Below are 13,451 nucleotides of genomic sequence, written 5' to 3'. Positions count from 1 at the left end.
TCGCATGATTCCAACTCGAAACACTTCGACGGTGTGTAATGTAGCTGACCGTTCGATTCGGTACGTTGCTATTTCATGCCTTCGGCAGATATCTCCAGCTCCAGCGCAGTAGTAAAGCCATTGTCGTTCAGAGTGTGTACAACACGGCCGACCGACCAGCCTGTCCCATCAATCTGCGGCTTCCACCCGGTGACCTGCGCATGCAGCGACGGAAACAGTTCCGCCCGCCCACGCGCCAGCGTGATGTTGAACGTCGCCACGCCCCGCTTAATCTTCTGCCACTCGGCCCGCGCAGCCCGCTCGGCGTTGGACCGTGATGCGTACGTGTGCCGCAGCACCTTCACGTTGTCCGGGTTCGGGCTGGCCTGCACCGTCTCCGGCTTCTTCTTTTTCTTTTTCCCTTTGGTGGTCCGCTGCTCCTTCGTCGCCACGGCGTTGGAAGCATCGATGACCACCTCGCCACGCACGCCGGCGCGCGTGTCCTGGTAGTGCGCCTTCACACCGTTGTAGTTCTCCCGATCGGCAACGCTGAAGGTGTGGGTGTCGCCGGATGCGCGCGTGATGCTGACGGTGGGCAGCGGCAAGCCGGACCCGCTGGTCGGCTCGCCGGCGGGGATGAACAGCAGCGTGCCGTTCTTGACGGTGGCAATGGCGTCGAACTCTTTCGCCAGGCGCGATAGGAAGTTGGCGTCTGACTCGCCGGTCTGGTCGACGTGAGTGATGACCTGGCGGGCCAGCTTCTTGCCCACCAGCCAGGTGAACTTGTTGCGCAGGGCGATGGCCTGGACAACTTCAGCGACGGTCTTGCCGGCGTAGGAGTCTTCGCGGCGGGTGGTGAGGCCGCCGTCCATGTCGGCGCTGCGGGCGCGGATGACGAGCCGATCCGGCGGGCCGGTGTGTTCCAGCTCGTCGACCTTGTAGGTGCCTTTGTCGACCAGGCCGGCGCCTTCCCAGCCGAGCGAGAGCGACAGGCGTACCCCTTTCTCGGGCAGGTCGAGCTTGCCGTCGCTGTCGTCCAGCTCGATGTCGAGCTGGTCTGCCTCGAAGCCGCTGTTGTCGGTGAGCGTGAGCGTGATGAGCCGGCCCTGGAAGCGCCCGGTGATGTCTTTGTCGCCGACCTTGATGCGGTAGGCGGGGCGGGGCGACAGGTCGGCTGCGGTGTTGTCCGTCATTGCAGCAGGCCAGTTGCGACGCTGGCGACCTTGGAGAGCAGGCCATCATCCACGCGGGTCAGCTTGAGGGTGAAGTCGCACGCGCGGGCGGCGCCATCCTGAAAGAAGTAGGTACGGGTGGTGTCCAGGCCGTTGATGACGAACTGGCCGTAGTAGCGGCCGGTGCCCTCGATAAGGGTGTAGGCATCGCCGCTGTCGGCCATCAGCTCCAGGGCGGAGAGGGTCCATTCGCCGCCCGTCAGCTCGGGGAGCAGCTTGCCGGATAGGGTGATGGTTTCTTCGTCTGGCCCGAGAAATTGGTACGACGGCCGGCGGCCGACGCGGTTGTTGCTCGGGTGGCGCCAGCCGACCTGGCGTTGAAATTCGGAGTAGGGCGCCGTGTCCAGGCTGAACACGAACAGGTCGAGCGCCATCATCATGGTCAGTCCCTGTCTGTAAGGCGCGAGCGCAGGCGGGCGGCTCGCTGGTTTTCAATCTGGCGCAGCTCGTCGCGCACCAGGCGCGCGATGGCCTGCGGGTCTGCGCCGGCGGGCGGGTGGATGTGGATGGTGATAGGCGCGGCTGCAGTAGCCGGCGCCGCGGCCACCGCGCTGGTGGTCAGCGGTGGGCGGGTGTCAAAAGAAATGGGTGCGGCCACCGCTGCTGTGCTGCCAATGGCGATGCCCGCGCCGATGCCGGTGAGCTTGGTTGCCAAGCTGTGCACCGCCTGCAGCGGGCCGTTCTGACCGTCTTCCAGGCCTTGGGTGAGGCCCGCCATGGTGAAGCCGCCCAGCGTGGCGAAAACGCGGCTTGGGCTGTGAATGCCGAGCTTTTCCTTGAACCAGGTTGCAACACCGTCCGCCAGCTCGCCGACCTTCTGCTTGAGCGCGGCCCAGCGCTCCGAGATGCCGGACAGCAAGCCGTCGACCATGGCGCGGCCGGCGTCGAGCAGCTTGTCTTTGGTGGAGGTGAACCAGTCGGCAATGCCGCTGGCCTTCTCTTTGATCCAGTCCCACGCGCGGCCGAAGGCGTCTTTGATGGCCTGCCACAGGGCGGCGAGATTGGGGCCGAGGGTTTCCCAGTTCTGCCAAACGTAGATGGCGCCGGCGGCGATGATGGCGATAAAGGCCAGCAGCGGGTTGGCGAGTGCGAGACGGGCAACCCACATCAGCACCTTGCCGACAACGCCAACGCAACGCACGACAAGGCCGAATGCGTTACCGAGGAACAGCACCACGCGCGTGATGAGGCCTATGCCTTTGCCAAACAGCATTGCGCCCTTGTATGCCCAGTCCAGCAAGATGCCGATCAACGGCCGCAAGATCGTCCCGAGCTTCACCAGCCTGTTGCTGAGCCCACCCGCGCAGCGCATGAGGAGATTGAAACCGCCGGCGAGCAGTTGCGTGGCGCCTGCACCCATGCGCGCGCCGCCGGTCAGCGCCGCGACGATGGTGCGCAGCTTGGCAAGCGGCCACAGCACGGATGCAATGGTGAGCAGGATCGGGCCAATGGTGAGGAGGGTTGCGGCCAGCACACCGACGCCCACCGCCATGGCCTTTGCCATGCCGGGGTTCTCCTGCATGAACTTCGTCACGCGGTCGGCCGCATTGGCGACCCATTCCAGGGCACGCGCGTAGAGAGGCAAGACCTTGTCGCCAATCTCCTTCTGCAGGTCGTGCACCTTGGCGAGCATTTCCAACTCTTTGCCCTGCGGCAGGCCTTTGGCTGCGGCGTCGAGCTGGTCGATGCCGGCAGCGCCCTTGTTCAGCCGCATGTTCTTGTGGATCTGATCGCGCTGCAGGTACATCTGCGACATCAGGTTTGAGGCCGTGCGGTTGGAGAAGATGCTGCCGATGGCGTCCAGCACCTGGTCTTTCTCGGTGATGCCCTTTTCCTTGAGGGTCGGGAGCAGCACCTGCTCCAGCCAGGCGAATTGATCCTTGCGGAAGATATCGGCGCCCTTGAGCGCGCCGGGGTCCATGAAAGAGACCTGGCCGGCTTTGTCTTCCTTGACCTTGCTGCGGTCTGCAATGAGGCCGAAGCGGTCCAGGTTGCCGAGCGTGCGCTTGGTGGTTTTGCCCTGGTAGAGGTTTTGGTACGCGCTCATCATGGCGGTGCCGACGGTGTTGCCGCCCATTTCCTGCACCAGCGGCTCCAGGGTGTAGTAGAAGGCTTCGCTGTCCATGCCCTTGGCGGCCAGGCCGCCGCGCTTGATGACGTTGAGCCATTCGTCTGCCTGCACACGGCCGCCGGTGGCGGTGATGACACGTTGAACCATGTCCGCCTGGTTGCGGAATTCCGCCTCGCTGGCGAGCCCGCCGCGCAGCTCGATCACCTTGAGCAGGTCCATGAACATGCGTTCGTTGTCTGCCCCCTGCGCTTGGCCGAAGACGGCCTTGTTGGCGAACTTCATTTTGGCGAGGGTGGGCAGCACCATTTCTGCATGGTGCGCATCGGCAAACGTGCTCAGGGCGTCGCGCATCAGCTCGGCCTTGTCGACCTGGCTGACGCCGTAGGCCTTCATCTGCTTGGCGAACTCGATGGATTCTTTGGTAGCGGCGTCGCCCAGGCCGAGCGCGCCCATGCGGGTCTTTTCCAGCTCGTAGTGTTTGGACTCGCCGAGGCCTTTCCAGATGGGAGCGGCGGTGGCGGCGCCAGCAACGGACGCGCCGGCGCCGGCGGCGGCGAAGGTGCCGGCGTGCGTGCGCATGCGGTCGGCGGCCTTCTGGGCATCCGCCAGCCTGCGCTGGCGGTCGGCCACCGCCTTGAGTTGGGCTTTCTGCTGCTCAAGCGTTTGATTGGCATCCTTGACGCTCTTGCGCAACGCCGCCTGGTGTTTGGCGAGCCCGTGTGTGCTGATGCCGGCCTCGTCCATGCGCTTTCGTACGCCTGACAGGTTCGTTCGCAGTTGTGCCTGTTCCTCCTTGAGCTGCTTGGTCTTCTTGACGGCAGCCTCGAACTCCTTGGTCAGCTTCTGCTTAGACGTTTTCTCAAGGTCGGAAAGCGCAGTGCTTTCCTTCTTGAGCTGTTTAAGATGGCCCGTGAGCTGGCTGACCTCCTTGGCGTATTTGTCCACCAGCGCAGGGTTGTAGTGCGTCCGCAGGCTCATCTGGTCAGCAAGATTCTTCCTTGCCCCGTCCAGCTCTTTCTCTTTGGCACGCACCTGTGCGTCCAGAGTTTTTTTCTGCGCGGGAACGGCGTTGAGTTCTTTGAGCTTCCGCTGAAGGTCGTTCGCTTTTGAAGCGGTGTCCGCCAGAGCTTGGCTGTTGGCCTTGAGCTGACCTTTGAACTTGCGCCAGCTTTCAATGTTGGCGTTTTGAGTGTCCAACTGCTTGAGCTGGTCACGCGTGGCCTTCATTGATCGGGCGAGATCGTTATTGGTCTTGAGCAGGCCGCGCAAAGGCCGCGTGGCCTTGTCGACAGCCTGCAGCACAACCTCCAGGCGCAGGCGGCGGGCGTCGCTCATTCCTGCGCCTCGCTGCGCTCACGCGCCCGCTCGCGCCACTCCATCAGCTCGGTAATGCTCATCGCGTACAGCTCCTCCAGGCGGAAGCCAAAGATCACTGCAACGTCTGCGGCGGCGTCTTCGACTCGGTCAGGAAGGCGTCTTCCCGGTCCTGCTTCGAGAGCAAAAAACCGGTCACTTCCGTGGCGATCTTGACCAGGTCGGCCAGGTCGAGCTTGCTCACGTCTGCGGTGGTGAGTGTGGGGGCGGTGATGCGCGGCAGAACGGTATGCAGGGCGGAGACATCCATGCGCATGAGGTCCATGAGGCTGACGCCGCGCAGCTCGCCGCTGCCGGGCTTGCGCAGCGTCAGCACGCTGATGACCTGGTCGCCACGCTTGATGGGGGTGTCGAGGGTGATGTTGGTGGTGAGTTGGTCCATGGTGGTGAGGGCTCAGAAGGTGGCGGGTGCCGCGTTGTGCGGCAGGTGAAGGATCAGAGGCCGATGGCCTTGCGCTGCTCGGCCAGGCGGTCGACGCCGAACACACGCTCGATGAAGTTGACGTGGTCGATTTCGATCCAGTCTTCGCCGTTGACGGTGAGCTTGTAGTACGAGAGCGACGACTTGACCTTGAAGGGCTCTTTGCCGCCGGCCTTGGCATTGCCGAATTCAAGTTCGGTATGACGGCCGCGCACGGTGATTTCCACGGCATCAACGGCGCCGGTGTCTTCGGACTGATAGGCGCCAGCGAAGCGCACCAGGGCGCCGTCGACGGTGGTGGTGCCGTACTGCTTGAGGATGTCGCGCATCAGTCCGCCGTAGGTGGTTTCCAGCTCCAGCTTTTCGCTGCCGAGGTCGACATCGATCGGGCCGTTCATGCCGCCGGCGCGGTATTCCTCCAGCTTGCGGGTGAGCTTGGGGAGGGTGATTTCTTCCACCTCGCCGGCGTGCGAGTTGCCGTCAGCGAAGACGTTGAAGTGTTTGAGGATGCGTGGGAGTGCCATCGTGGTTCCTTGTCTGTGTGGTGCGCCGCTTAAGCCGCGTTGACGGCGTCGGCGAACTGCATGAGGTAGCGGTCTGTGATGCGCTGGCGGAAGGTGAGGTCTTCCAGCGGTGGGACGGGCGTGTAGTCGTAGTCGATGGCGAGCTGCCCGACCTTGAGCGTGTCTTTTTGGTTGGCGGCGGGGTCGAACCACGCTGCGCCGCCGAGCAGGTAGCCGTTGCGCACCAGGTTGCGCAGCTTGGCGTTGACGCCGGCCAGGATGTCGCGCACGAGGGAGGGCGTCATGGGCAGGTCATTGGCCCACATGTGCGCCTCGGCCATCGTGTCGGCCAGCACCTGTGCGGTGCGGGTGTAGTTCTCGAACGCGAAGAGCTTGTCGGCGCTGCAGGTGCGCGAGCCCCAGAAGCGGAAGCCGTTCTGGTGGACGAGCGTGGTGACGTCGTGCGAGTTGAGGTAGCCGGCGTCGGTGGCGGGGTTCTGCAGGTCCCAGTACACGTCGCGCGAGAGGCCGGTGACGCCGTTGACGGGCACGTTGGAGAGCGTCTTGTGCCAGCCGGTCTCGTTGTCGATTTTGGCGCGCAGGCCGACAGCGCGGGCGGTGGCCCAGAGCGTGCGCTCGGCGTTGGCGGCGCTGTCCCAGCCGACGAAGTCGGGCCAGAGCACCATGAGTTCGCGCGCGCCGAAGTTCTGGCGGTAAGCGACGACGTCTTCCTTGGTGTTGCAGCCGGCGGCGTTGACGTAGGCGAAGGCGCGCAGCTTCTGCGCAATGGAGGCCAGCTCGGAGGCGACGGGCAGCGAGTCGACCCCAGGAGCGGCCAGGATGCGCGGGGTGACGCCGAAGCGATTGCGTGCGGCGAGCAACGCTTTCATGCCGGTGTAGCGGCCTTGGTCGTTGGTGGTGCCGATCAGGTTGCTGGTGGTTTCGCCCTCGGCCTTGGCTTCAGCCACGCGCACAACGACGGTCAGCGGGCTGGTCTGGTCGGCAATGGCCTGCAGCGTGCGCGCGAGCGTGCCCTTGTCGCCAGCCTTGCCGATGCTGCCTTGCACGTCGGTGAGCAACACGGGCGTGTCGAGCGGGAAGGCGTTCGCATCCGCATCGTTGGCCGTGCACACGACGCCGACGACGGCAGTTTCAATGGTGCGGATGGGGCGTGTGCCTTCGTTTTTCTCGATGACACGGACGCCGTGGTGGTAGTCGGTGGGCATGCATTCCTCCGGGATGGGCCGACGTTGAATCGTCCCGGTAGGATGCGGCGCGCGCGCGAGCGTGTCGCGCGCTGGGTGTTGTGGGGGAGCGTGTTACAACAAGAGCGCGCACGCCCCGCGCAGAACCGCTATTTGGCGGGGGGCTCGGACGCTGCGATGACCGCAGCGATGCCATTCGACAGTTTCGTCATGTCAGCCAGCACGCCCTGTGCTCCGCCATCCTTGACCATGTAGGGCAACTTCAATGTCCCCGATTTCACCGCCGTATCGACGGCACTGCCGATCTTGAAGAGCGGCTGGACCGCAGAATTGACGTCTGCAATGCTCTTCGCCTTCGACAGCGCAACCACGAGCTCGGCCAGTCCGACAAACATCATGCCGACGACATCTGACATGACGCCTTCACGGGTCTTCGTGTCAGCTACGCCTTCGATTTGCATGCGCAAGCGCTCTTTGGCAATTTGGGTCTGCTGAGACTCCCATTGTTTTAGAAGCTCGGCCTTCTGTGTTGCGTTCAGATCTGTGAAGTCAACGGAATCGTTCGGTGCCTGCATGATTAACCTCCACGGAGATAGTTGTTGGGAAGCATGGACGCGGCGACAGCCGTCTTGGCGTCTCGAAAGATCGCGTATTCGTCGCCTTCGGCGGAATAGATCAGATTGTTTTTGTCTGCCGTGTAGGCCGTCACGTCCCCTTGCCAGGATGTTGAGATGTCGTATGTGCGCTGGCCCAACAGATAGACGACGAGCGCCATGCCGTACACATCTGCCCCAAAGTCGGCGACATAGGGATTCACGAGGTTTGTGCCCAAGGAATACTGGTAGCTGATCGGGATGACTCGCCCTGGCGCGCCGCCCCATTCACCGCTGACGACATCGAGGCTGAAGTTCATTGAGCCGTTGAAGCGGCCGTACTTCTCCGCATCGTTGTGCACGCCACGGCCGATGTTGACGCGGCCAAGCACGCGGGCGGGTAGGGAAAAAACGACCGGGTACCACTTGCTCTCCGAGCCGCCTACAAATAGGGCGCGGAGATTGTTCGATGCGAACTGATGCTTCGCGTTGTTCATCCATGCCACAAACGCAGCTTGCTGTGCTGCAGTCGCTCCATCGATCTGCGCCTGCTTATCGGCGACCACCTGTGTCAGGGCATTTTGTGCGGCGATGGCGTCTGCCAGTTGTTGTTCAAGAGTCATGCTTCACCTTTCATAGATAGTGGTTCTTCAGGACGAGCCTGTTTGTGTCGCAGAGGGATCGCAATACGGTGGCCATGTGCAGCAACTGGTTGGCCGCCAGCAATTGAATCGGCTTGACGGCGGCCTCATCGACGTACTGCCGTGTGGCTAGAACCAGCGTTGGGTCGATCTTCAATTCCACAGTGGCGCCAGAGCCGGACAGCACTGCCATACGCACGACCTGTGTCCGGCCGGAGCCCTCTGCCATCTGTGGCTTGTAGGTCTCGGGGCAGTTGCCGTAGTAGCAAAGCGTGCCGTCTTCGTCGTACAGACCCAGCTCGCGAATCCACCAGCCGCCCACCGTTTCAGGGATGACCAGCTCGGCGACAAACTGGCTGGGGTTGCCCGGGTCTTGCCATAGGGCGTTGAGTGGAGCGCGGTGGTGTTCACCCACGAGCGCTGTGCGGTTGCGGTCAGGCGTGGGAAGCGCGCCACCGCCATCGCCCACGGCCATGTGGGTGTAGCGCCGTGGCAGGCCGAGCGCCTTGGCGTTGGCATCGCGTGCCTCGCCTGCGACGGTTGGAAGGACAAAGAAGGTCAGGGACATAGCGGTTACTGAATGACGGTAAGGGTGTCGACGTGATGCGTCGCGCCTGAGAACCGGGTGGTGCCGGTGACGACGATGTCTGGCGGTGCGTAGGGGTAGACGATCAACGTGTCGCCCAGATAGGCGGCTGCACTGGTGCTGTCTGCGCCGCGCGTGACGAGGCTGATTTGCAGGCCGACCAGTGGGCGCGAGCATGGCTTTGCATCGTTGACCAGGCGCTCCAGCTCGACGTGCGTGCTTTCGTCAATGCCGAAATCTCCGACCTCCACATCGAGCTTGAAAGACCCACGGGGCCCAGGCGGCTCCGTCTGCCACCACTCGGTGACGCGGATCTCGAACCCGAGCGGTTCCACCGCGTGGCGGATGGCGCCGATGGTTCCTTTGCGCCGATGCACCAGGTACGACGCGGATGTGACCGCGCGCTTGGTGGCGGTCGGCCAGTCCGGGTTCCATCTGTCGACGGAGAAAGACCAGGCCAGGAAGGGAAGCAGCTCGGCGGGGCACGTGGCCGGATTCCAGAGATCGCGCAGCGGCACCGGTACGCGCTCAATGCACTGGCCGGTTGAAGCGGCTCTGCGCTCCAGCGGTGTAGCGTTGGGCGGCAGGAGCGGGGCGTCACTCACTGGTACCCCCGTTGATGATCTCCACGCCCGTGCAGTAGCTTGCTTGCGTGAGGTCGAGCGGGATGTCGGCGACAGGTTCGTCCAGCACGAGCTTTTCCACGCCTTCGACGTGGAGCGCTGCCGTAATGGCCGAACGGTTGATGTCGCGGCCGATACGGCGTCGTGCTGTGGTGTAGCGGGTTGCTTGTTTCAGAGCTGCATCGAGGATGGGTTCCGCTGCAGGACCGGGCGCCAGGTACACGGTAGCGCGAATGCGATACGGGACAATTGTTGCGGACTGCACTTTGAGGCGGTCAGCCAACGGCCGGGTATCTTCCCCTGAGAGTGCGGCGTACACGATCCGCAGCAGGTTTTCGTCTGCGCTGCCGTCGCCGATGTGGGAAAGAACCGATACCACGACTTCTGCCCCGGCCGGGCTGGTGGCGCGAGCGTCTGCTACGCGACCGTCGGCCGAGCGCGCATAGAACTCGTACGCTTTGGTCGGACCTGCGACGGACAGGCCTTCCCATGCCTCTTGAGCACGCTCACGCAGCGCCTCGTCGGACTCCATGACGGCCGCTGTGGGCGGAACGGTCGTGTCATCAGCGGGCAGAACGGTGAGCCGCTTGACGTTGAAATTGGCGACGAGGTTGTCGAGGTCTTTGCTTTTTGCAAAGGGCAGCATGACTGCCAGCGCGGCATCGTTCACCCGACGCCGCCAAACAAGCTCCCGATATGCGTTCTCCTGTAGGAGCTTGTTGATGGGCTCAGATTCCAGCTCCAGCGTGGCGCGGACGGCATCCTGCTCGTCGGCCGGATGCAGCGAGACGAAATACGCTTTGCGTTCCGCCAGGATGGCTTCGTAGTCCAGCGCTTCCACTACGGTGGGCGCTGGCAGCAGTGAGAGGTCGATTGCGCCCATGTTCAGCCCCGGAGCGCCACAGAGACCGGGCCGAGCGATTCGGGACGCGGCCCGTCAATACGGTCGCCTTCGATATCAACGACAGCGTTGCCCTTTGCGTCCACAGCCAAGCGAACGGATGCAACGCGGATGCGGGGCTCCCACCTCACCAACGCAGAAACCGAGGCCGACATGACGCGCAATCGGGTGGCCGGATTCATGGGCTGGTCGATCAGCTCGGGGATCAACGAGCCGTAGTCTCGGCGCATCGCGCGGGAGCCAATCGGCGTGGTGAGAATGTCGCGTACGGACTGGCGGATATGGGCGACGTCGGCGACGGCGCGGCCGGTGGTGTTGTTCATGCCGGTCATTTCGGGCCGTCCGTATCGCTGCCGCCGCGCTGGACGCCCCCGTGCTGGTGCGTGTCGAGCACGATGCCGTTGGACGAGAGCTTGCCGTCTTGGTGCGTCAGGTCGCCGGTGATGACGTTGCCGTTGTCGCCGCCCTGGCCGGCGATGCCGTTCATGAAGGACAGCAGGCCTTTGACCGTGACGGAGCCGTCGAAGGTGGTGTCTGGGCACTTCACCAGCACGCTGGTGGCGGCTTCCAGGAAGACGGTTTTGACGCCCTGCACGGTAAGCAGGCTGGCCGCGTGGTCGTACTTGGTGAGCGCGCCGTCCGGGTAGAGCGTGACGGTTTCGTCGGGCGAATGGCTCGGCACGTCATTGGCGTCCGATGGAATGGCGCACAGGATGATGCCGTTGGATGGGTCGCCGCTGGGGCAGAGCAGTACGACCTGCTCGCCCTTGGTGGGCGGGCTCCAGGTGCGGGTGGTGCCGGCGCGGCGTTCGCACCACGGGCGCCAGGTGGTGGTGATGCCACCGGTGCGCACGCGTACGGCCGGCGGGTTGCCGTGGCGCACATCGGCCACGGTGCCGATGCGGATCAAGTTTTCGATGAGGCGGGCGAGTTCTGCGAGGTCCATGCCTGCAGAGTGCCGTACGCGCGCGTGGAGGTCACGCCGTAGTAGTTGTAAATCACAGCGTTACAACGGAATGCCTAAGCCCCGCTACTTAAGGGTATACAGACCGGCGCCATGCGACGATTTCCTTGAAATAGGGCGTTCCGGGAATTACACCTGACGACGTGGACGAGGCCTGATTTTGGGCCTCTATTCACGTTGGTGCAGGGGAAGCGCTTTGGCTGAGACCGCGATAACCCTGCTGGTCAGTTACCACGATGGGGGATCAGATGGCACTCTATAAAAATGGACAGCGGTTGTCGCAGTCCAATGACCAAGCGTTCGACACAAGGCACGCACCTGGCACACCGGCTCCGCATCCGGGCATCTATCGATGCACCTCGTGCGGCGATGAGATTGCGATTGCCGGCGGGCACACGCTGCCACCTCAAAATCATAGGCAACACAACCCTTCTATGGGCCAGATCCACTGGCAACTGCTGGTGTATCCCCAACAGAATCCCTAGACGGCTGGCGGGGACGCTAGCTACCTGAGCCTGACGTGAAGGTGGTGTATTACGCCCGACGCGTCGGGCGTTTCCCTGCATTCGAGATACGCCTGCTTGCGCACCAATTCGCCCAGCTTCGTGAAGCCATAGTTGCGCGGGTCGAACGACGCGTTGTTCTTGCCGATGAACGATCCGACCGCAGCGAGTGGTGCCCATCCGCCGTCGCGCGAAGTTTCGTTGATTGCGTGGACGAGCAGCGCCTTTAGGTCCGGAACGTCTGCAACGCCCGCGACCGCTTGGTCTGTCTTCTTGAGCACCTCGAAAAAGACAAACTTGTCGCACGCCGCGATAAACGGTTCTGGCGTCTTTCGCTCTCCCAGGCCGAACACGATCTTGCCGGCTTCTCGCAGACGTGTTGCGAGGCGGGTGAAGTCGCTGTCGCTGGAAACGAGGCAGAAGCCATCGAGCTTTCCGGCGTACAGCAGGTCCATGGCATCAATGATGAATGCGGAGTCGGTGGAGTTCTTGCCGCGCGTGTAAGAGAACTGCTGGATCGGCTGAATGGCGTACCGGTGAAGCTGGTCTTTCCACCCGGCGAGGTTCTGCGTGGTCCAGTCTCCGTACGCGCGCTTCACCGTTGCCGTGCCGTACTTCGCAACCTCTTCAAGCAACTCCTTCACTACGGCGGCTGAAGCGTTATCCGCATCAATCAACACAGCAAGTCGTGCCAGGTCCTTGTTCGACATATTCCGATTTCTCCGTTTGAGTGGCTACTGTTCCGAAGAGCGTTGCAGTTGCCATCAGTCTAGCGGACGGGCTGGCCTATCTCACACCACGACGTGGGCAAGAAACAGGGATGTGATGTGGTCGACGTCGCCGTCGTTGAAACCAAGCAGCTCCCGTGCAGGATATTTGGCTTTCAGTCCGTTCGCGTTGACGCGATCGCGCAGGCCGAAGTGGTGAACCTTGGCAAGTCGCTGCGTCTTGTCGGTGAACTCGACCGTAGCTGCGCTGGAGGTTGCTTTTGCCTTCAAGTGTTTGGCCATCCTCATCCGTAGAAACATGGCCCGCCGGATGCCGCCGCGCTTGTGCCGTAGCTGCGGCTTGCGCGGCTCGTATGCGCTGCCATCCGGGTTGCGCTGTGCGGCGATCCGGGCGGACTGCCGGCGCCGCAGCTCCACCGCAATGGCGCGGGCCAGCGCGCGGCGCTGCGGCGCTTCCAATTTGCCCAGCAGGCCAAGCAAGTAGGCGTCCAGCTCGTGCAGGTTGCTCACGCAGGCCTCCACGTAGCAGGGTCGTCGTATTCGTTGACCGGCTCCGGGTGGTGCTCCACCTGGTAGCCCTTGCCGTCCACCTTTACCGTGACCCGCTCGGTCAGCTTCAGCTTGATGGAGATATCGGCGGTAGTGTGGTTCAGGATTTCGGCCTCAAACTTGAAAGCGTTTTCCCGCTTGTCAGGGTTGGTGAAGGCGTCGGGCTGGTTGGTGCGCAGCCAGGCCAGGACGGGTACGACGACGGTGTCGGAGCTGTCTGGGTAGTCCGTCACGATCAGCGTGAGCGTGTACCGGTATTCGAAGCTGAGCGACCGCGCGCTGGTGCCGACCACGTTTCCTTCATCGACAAAGACATGCAGCGCATCAGGGTGCGCGGCCAGGTAGGGCACGGCGGCCGTCAGGGCTTCGCGCAGGCTGTTTGGCTTCATCATGGCGCGGCGGGCTCCCCAATGATCGTCACACCCTGATCGCGCAGCGTCTGCTGCAGGCTGGTCAGTCGCGCGGCGTCGACGTGGCAGTCGGTGTATGGAGCGGCCCCCTGAATCTCCGGACACAGTCACCCACTTAAACTAACGGGTAGGCATACGACTGTGTTTATGACTAGCAGCAACCAAGAA

The 13,451-nt window shown here is 63.1% G+C and carries 17 protein-coding genes; all 17 read right to left on the bottom strand.

What is annotated here, in order from left to right:
* Positions 1 to 68: 68 nt before the first annotated feature.
* The 17 genes from R2669_RS14875 to R2669_RS14795 all read right to left on the bottom strand — a co-directional run bounded on the left by R2669_RS14875 (position 69) and on the right by R2669_RS14795 (position 13,265).
* Positions 69 to 1,172 (bottom strand): phage late control D family protein, encoded by a 1,104-nt coding sequence (locus R2669_RS14875; protein WP_316900906.1) that lies wholly within the window; start codon positions 1,170 to 1,172, stop codon positions 69 to 71.
* Complete coding sequence (locus R2669_RS14870; protein ID WP_316900904.1) at positions 1,169 to 1,591, bottom strand: phage tail protein; 423 nt, start codon at positions 1,589 to 1,591, stop codon at positions 1,169 to 1,171. Before R2669_RS14870 ends, R2669_RS14875 begins: the two co-directional genes overlap by 4 nt.
* A 2-nt stretch (positions 1,592 to 1,593) precedes the next feature.
* Positions 1,594 to 4,617 (bottom strand): phage tail tape measure protein, encoded by a 3,024-nt coding sequence (locus R2669_RS14865; protein ID WP_316900902.1) that lies wholly within the window; start codon positions 4,615 to 4,617, stop codon positions 1,594 to 1,596.
* Entirely contained in the window at positions 4,614 to 4,715 is a 102-nt protein-coding gene (locus tag R2669_RS14860) for a GpE family phage tail protein (RefSeq protein ID WP_037027209.1), read from the bottom strand. The genes R2669_RS14865 and R2669_RS14860 overlap by 4 nt, the downstream gene beginning before the upstream one ends.
* The gene (locus R2669_RS14855) at positions 4,712 to 5,038 is read right to left on the bottom strand and encodes a phage tail assembly protein (RefSeq protein ID WP_260784592.1); all 327 of its coding nucleotides are present in this window, start codon (positions 5,036 to 5,038) and stop codon (positions 4,712 to 4,714) included. Before R2669_RS14855 ends, R2669_RS14860 begins: the two co-directional genes overlap by 4 nt.
* A gap of 53 nt (positions 5,039 to 5,091) precedes the next feature.
* Complete coding sequence (locus R2669_RS14850) at positions 5,092 to 5,601, bottom strand: phage major tail tube protein (protein ID WP_232040528.1); 510 nt, start codon at positions 5,599 to 5,601, stop codon at positions 5,092 to 5,094.
* A gap of 29 nt (positions 5,602 to 5,630) precedes the next feature.
* The gene (locus R2669_RS14845) at positions 5,631 to 6,806 is read right to left on the bottom strand and encodes a phage tail sheath protein (RefSeq protein WP_316900898.1); all 1,176 of its coding nucleotides are present in this window, start codon (positions 6,804 to 6,806) and stop codon (positions 5,631 to 5,633) included.
* A 128-nt stretch (positions 6,807 to 6,934) separates the two neighbouring features.
* Positions 6,935 to 7,360 (bottom strand): hypothetical protein, encoded by a 426-nt coding sequence (locus R2669_RS14840; protein WP_316900897.1) that lies wholly within the window; start codon positions 7,358 to 7,360, stop codon positions 6,935 to 6,937.
* A gap of 2 nt (positions 7,361 to 7,362) precedes the next feature.
* Entirely contained in the window at positions 7,363 to 8,001 is a 639-nt protein-coding gene (locus R2669_RS14835) for a hypothetical protein (protein ID WP_316900896.1), read from the bottom strand.
* Between the two features lie 10 nt (positions 8,002 to 8,011).
* Positions 8,012 to 8,587, bottom strand: a complete 576-nt coding sequence (locus R2669_RS14830) for a phage tail protein (protein ID WP_316900894.1) — start codon at positions 8,585 to 8,587, stop codon at positions 8,012 to 8,014.
* Positions 8,588 to 8,592: 5 nt separating this feature from the next.
* The gene (locus R2669_RS14825) at positions 8,593 to 9,210 is read right to left on the bottom strand and encodes a phage tail protein I (protein ID WP_316900892.1); all 618 of its coding nucleotides are present in this window, start codon (positions 9,208 to 9,210) and stop codon (positions 8,593 to 8,595) included.
* Complete coding sequence (locus tag R2669_RS14820) at positions 9,203 to 10,111, bottom strand: baseplate assembly protein (RefSeq protein ID WP_316900890.1); 909 nt, start codon at positions 10,109 to 10,111, stop codon at positions 9,203 to 9,205. The genes R2669_RS14825 and R2669_RS14820 overlap by 8 nt, the downstream gene beginning before the upstream one ends.
* A gap of 2 nt (positions 10,112 to 10,113) precedes the next feature.
* On the bottom strand, positions 10,114 to 10,461 hold the full coding sequence (locus R2669_RS14815) for a GPW/gp25 family protein (protein WP_316900888.1): 348 nt from the start codon (positions 10,459 to 10,461) through the stop codon (positions 10,114 to 10,116).
* Complete coding sequence (locus R2669_RS14810) at positions 10,458 to 11,075, bottom strand: phage baseplate assembly protein V (RefSeq protein ID WP_316900886.1); 618 nt, start codon at positions 11,073 to 11,075, stop codon at positions 10,458 to 10,460. Before R2669_RS14810 ends, R2669_RS14815 begins: the two co-directional genes overlap by 4 nt.
* 523 nt (positions 11,076 to 11,598) lie before the next feature.
* Positions 11,599 to 12,306 carry an NYN domain-containing protein gene (locus tag R2669_RS14805; protein WP_316900884.1) on the bottom strand — a complete coding sequence of 236 codons (708 nt, stop codon included), beginning with the start codon at positions 12,304 to 12,306 and terminating at the stop codon, positions 11,599 to 11,601.
* An 81-nt stretch (positions 12,307 to 12,387) separates the two neighbouring features.
* On the bottom strand, positions 12,388 to 12,834 hold the full coding sequence (locus R2669_RS14800; protein ID WP_316900883.1) for a phage virion morphogenesis protein: 447 nt from the start codon (positions 12,832 to 12,834) through the stop codon (positions 12,388 to 12,390).
* Positions 12,831 to 13,265 (bottom strand): phage tail protein, encoded by a 435-nt coding sequence (locus R2669_RS14795; protein WP_316900881.1) that lies wholly within the window; start codon positions 13,263 to 13,265, stop codon positions 12,831 to 12,833. The genes R2669_RS14800 and R2669_RS14795 overlap by 4 nt, the downstream gene beginning before the upstream one ends.
* Positions 13,266 to 13,451 lie beyond the last annotated feature (186 nt).

Origin of the sequence: Ralstonia edaphi, from assembly GCF_958350185.1 — a bacterium.
GTDB classification, from domain to species: Bacteria; Pseudomonadota; Gammaproteobacteria; order Burkholderiales; family Burkholderiaceae; genus Ralstonia; species Ralstonia edaphi.
This window is presented reverse-complemented; position numbering and strand designations above follow the sequence as displayed.

Coding starts and splice junctions, on each gene's coding strand:
- R2669_RS14810 (WP_316900886.1), bottom strand. CDS start 11,075: ATGGACCTCGCAGAACTCGCCCGCCTCATCGAAAACTTGATCCGCATC.
- R2669_RS14845 (WP_316900898.1), bottom strand. CDS start 6,806: ATGCCCACCGACTACCACCACGGCGTCCGTGTCATCGAGAAAAACGAA.
- R2669_RS14875 (WP_316900906.1), bottom strand. CDS start 1,172: ATGACGGACAACACCGCAGCCGACCTGTCGCCCCGCCCCGCCTACCGC.
- R2669_RS14795 (WP_316900881.1), bottom strand. CDS start 13,265: ATGATGAAGCCAAACAGCCTGCGCGAAGCCCTGACGGCCGCCGTGCCC.
- R2669_RS14870 (WP_316900904.1), bottom strand. CDS start 1,591: ATGATGATGGCGCTCGACCTGTTCGTGTTCAGCCTGGACACGGCGCCC.
- R2669_RS14815 (WP_316900888.1), bottom strand. CDS start 10,461: ATGACCGGCATGAACAACACCACCGGCCGCGCCGTCGCCGACGTCGCC.
- R2669_RS14820 (WP_316900890.1), bottom strand. CDS start 10,111: ATGGGCGCAATCGACCTCTCACTGCTGCCAGCGCCCACCGTAGTGGAA.
- R2669_RS14835 (WP_316900896.1), bottom strand. CDS start 8,001: ATGACTCTTGAACAACAACTGGCAGACGCCATCGCCGCACAAAATGCC.
- R2669_RS14850 (WP_232040528.1), bottom strand. CDS start 5,601: ATGGCACTCCCACGCATCCTCAAACACTTCAACGTCTTCGCTGACGGC.
- R2669_RS14830 (WP_316900894.1), bottom strand. CDS start 8,587: ATGTCCCTGACCTTCTTTGTCCTTCCAACCGTCGCAGGCGAGGCACGC.
- R2669_RS14855 (WP_260784592.1), bottom strand. CDS start 5,038: ATGGACCAACTCACCACCAACATCACCCTCGACACCCCCATCAAGCGT.
- R2669_RS14805 (WP_316900884.1), bottom strand. CDS start 12,306: ATGTCGAACAAGGACCTGGCACGACTTGCTGTGTTGATTGATGCGGAT.
- R2669_RS14865 (WP_316900902.1), bottom strand. CDS start 4,617: ATGAGCGACGCCCGCCGCCTGCGCCTGGAGGTTGTGCTGCAGGCTGTC.
- R2669_RS14840 (WP_316900897.1), bottom strand. CDS start 7,360: ATGCAGGCACCGAACGATTCCGTTGACTTCACAGATCTGAACGCAACA.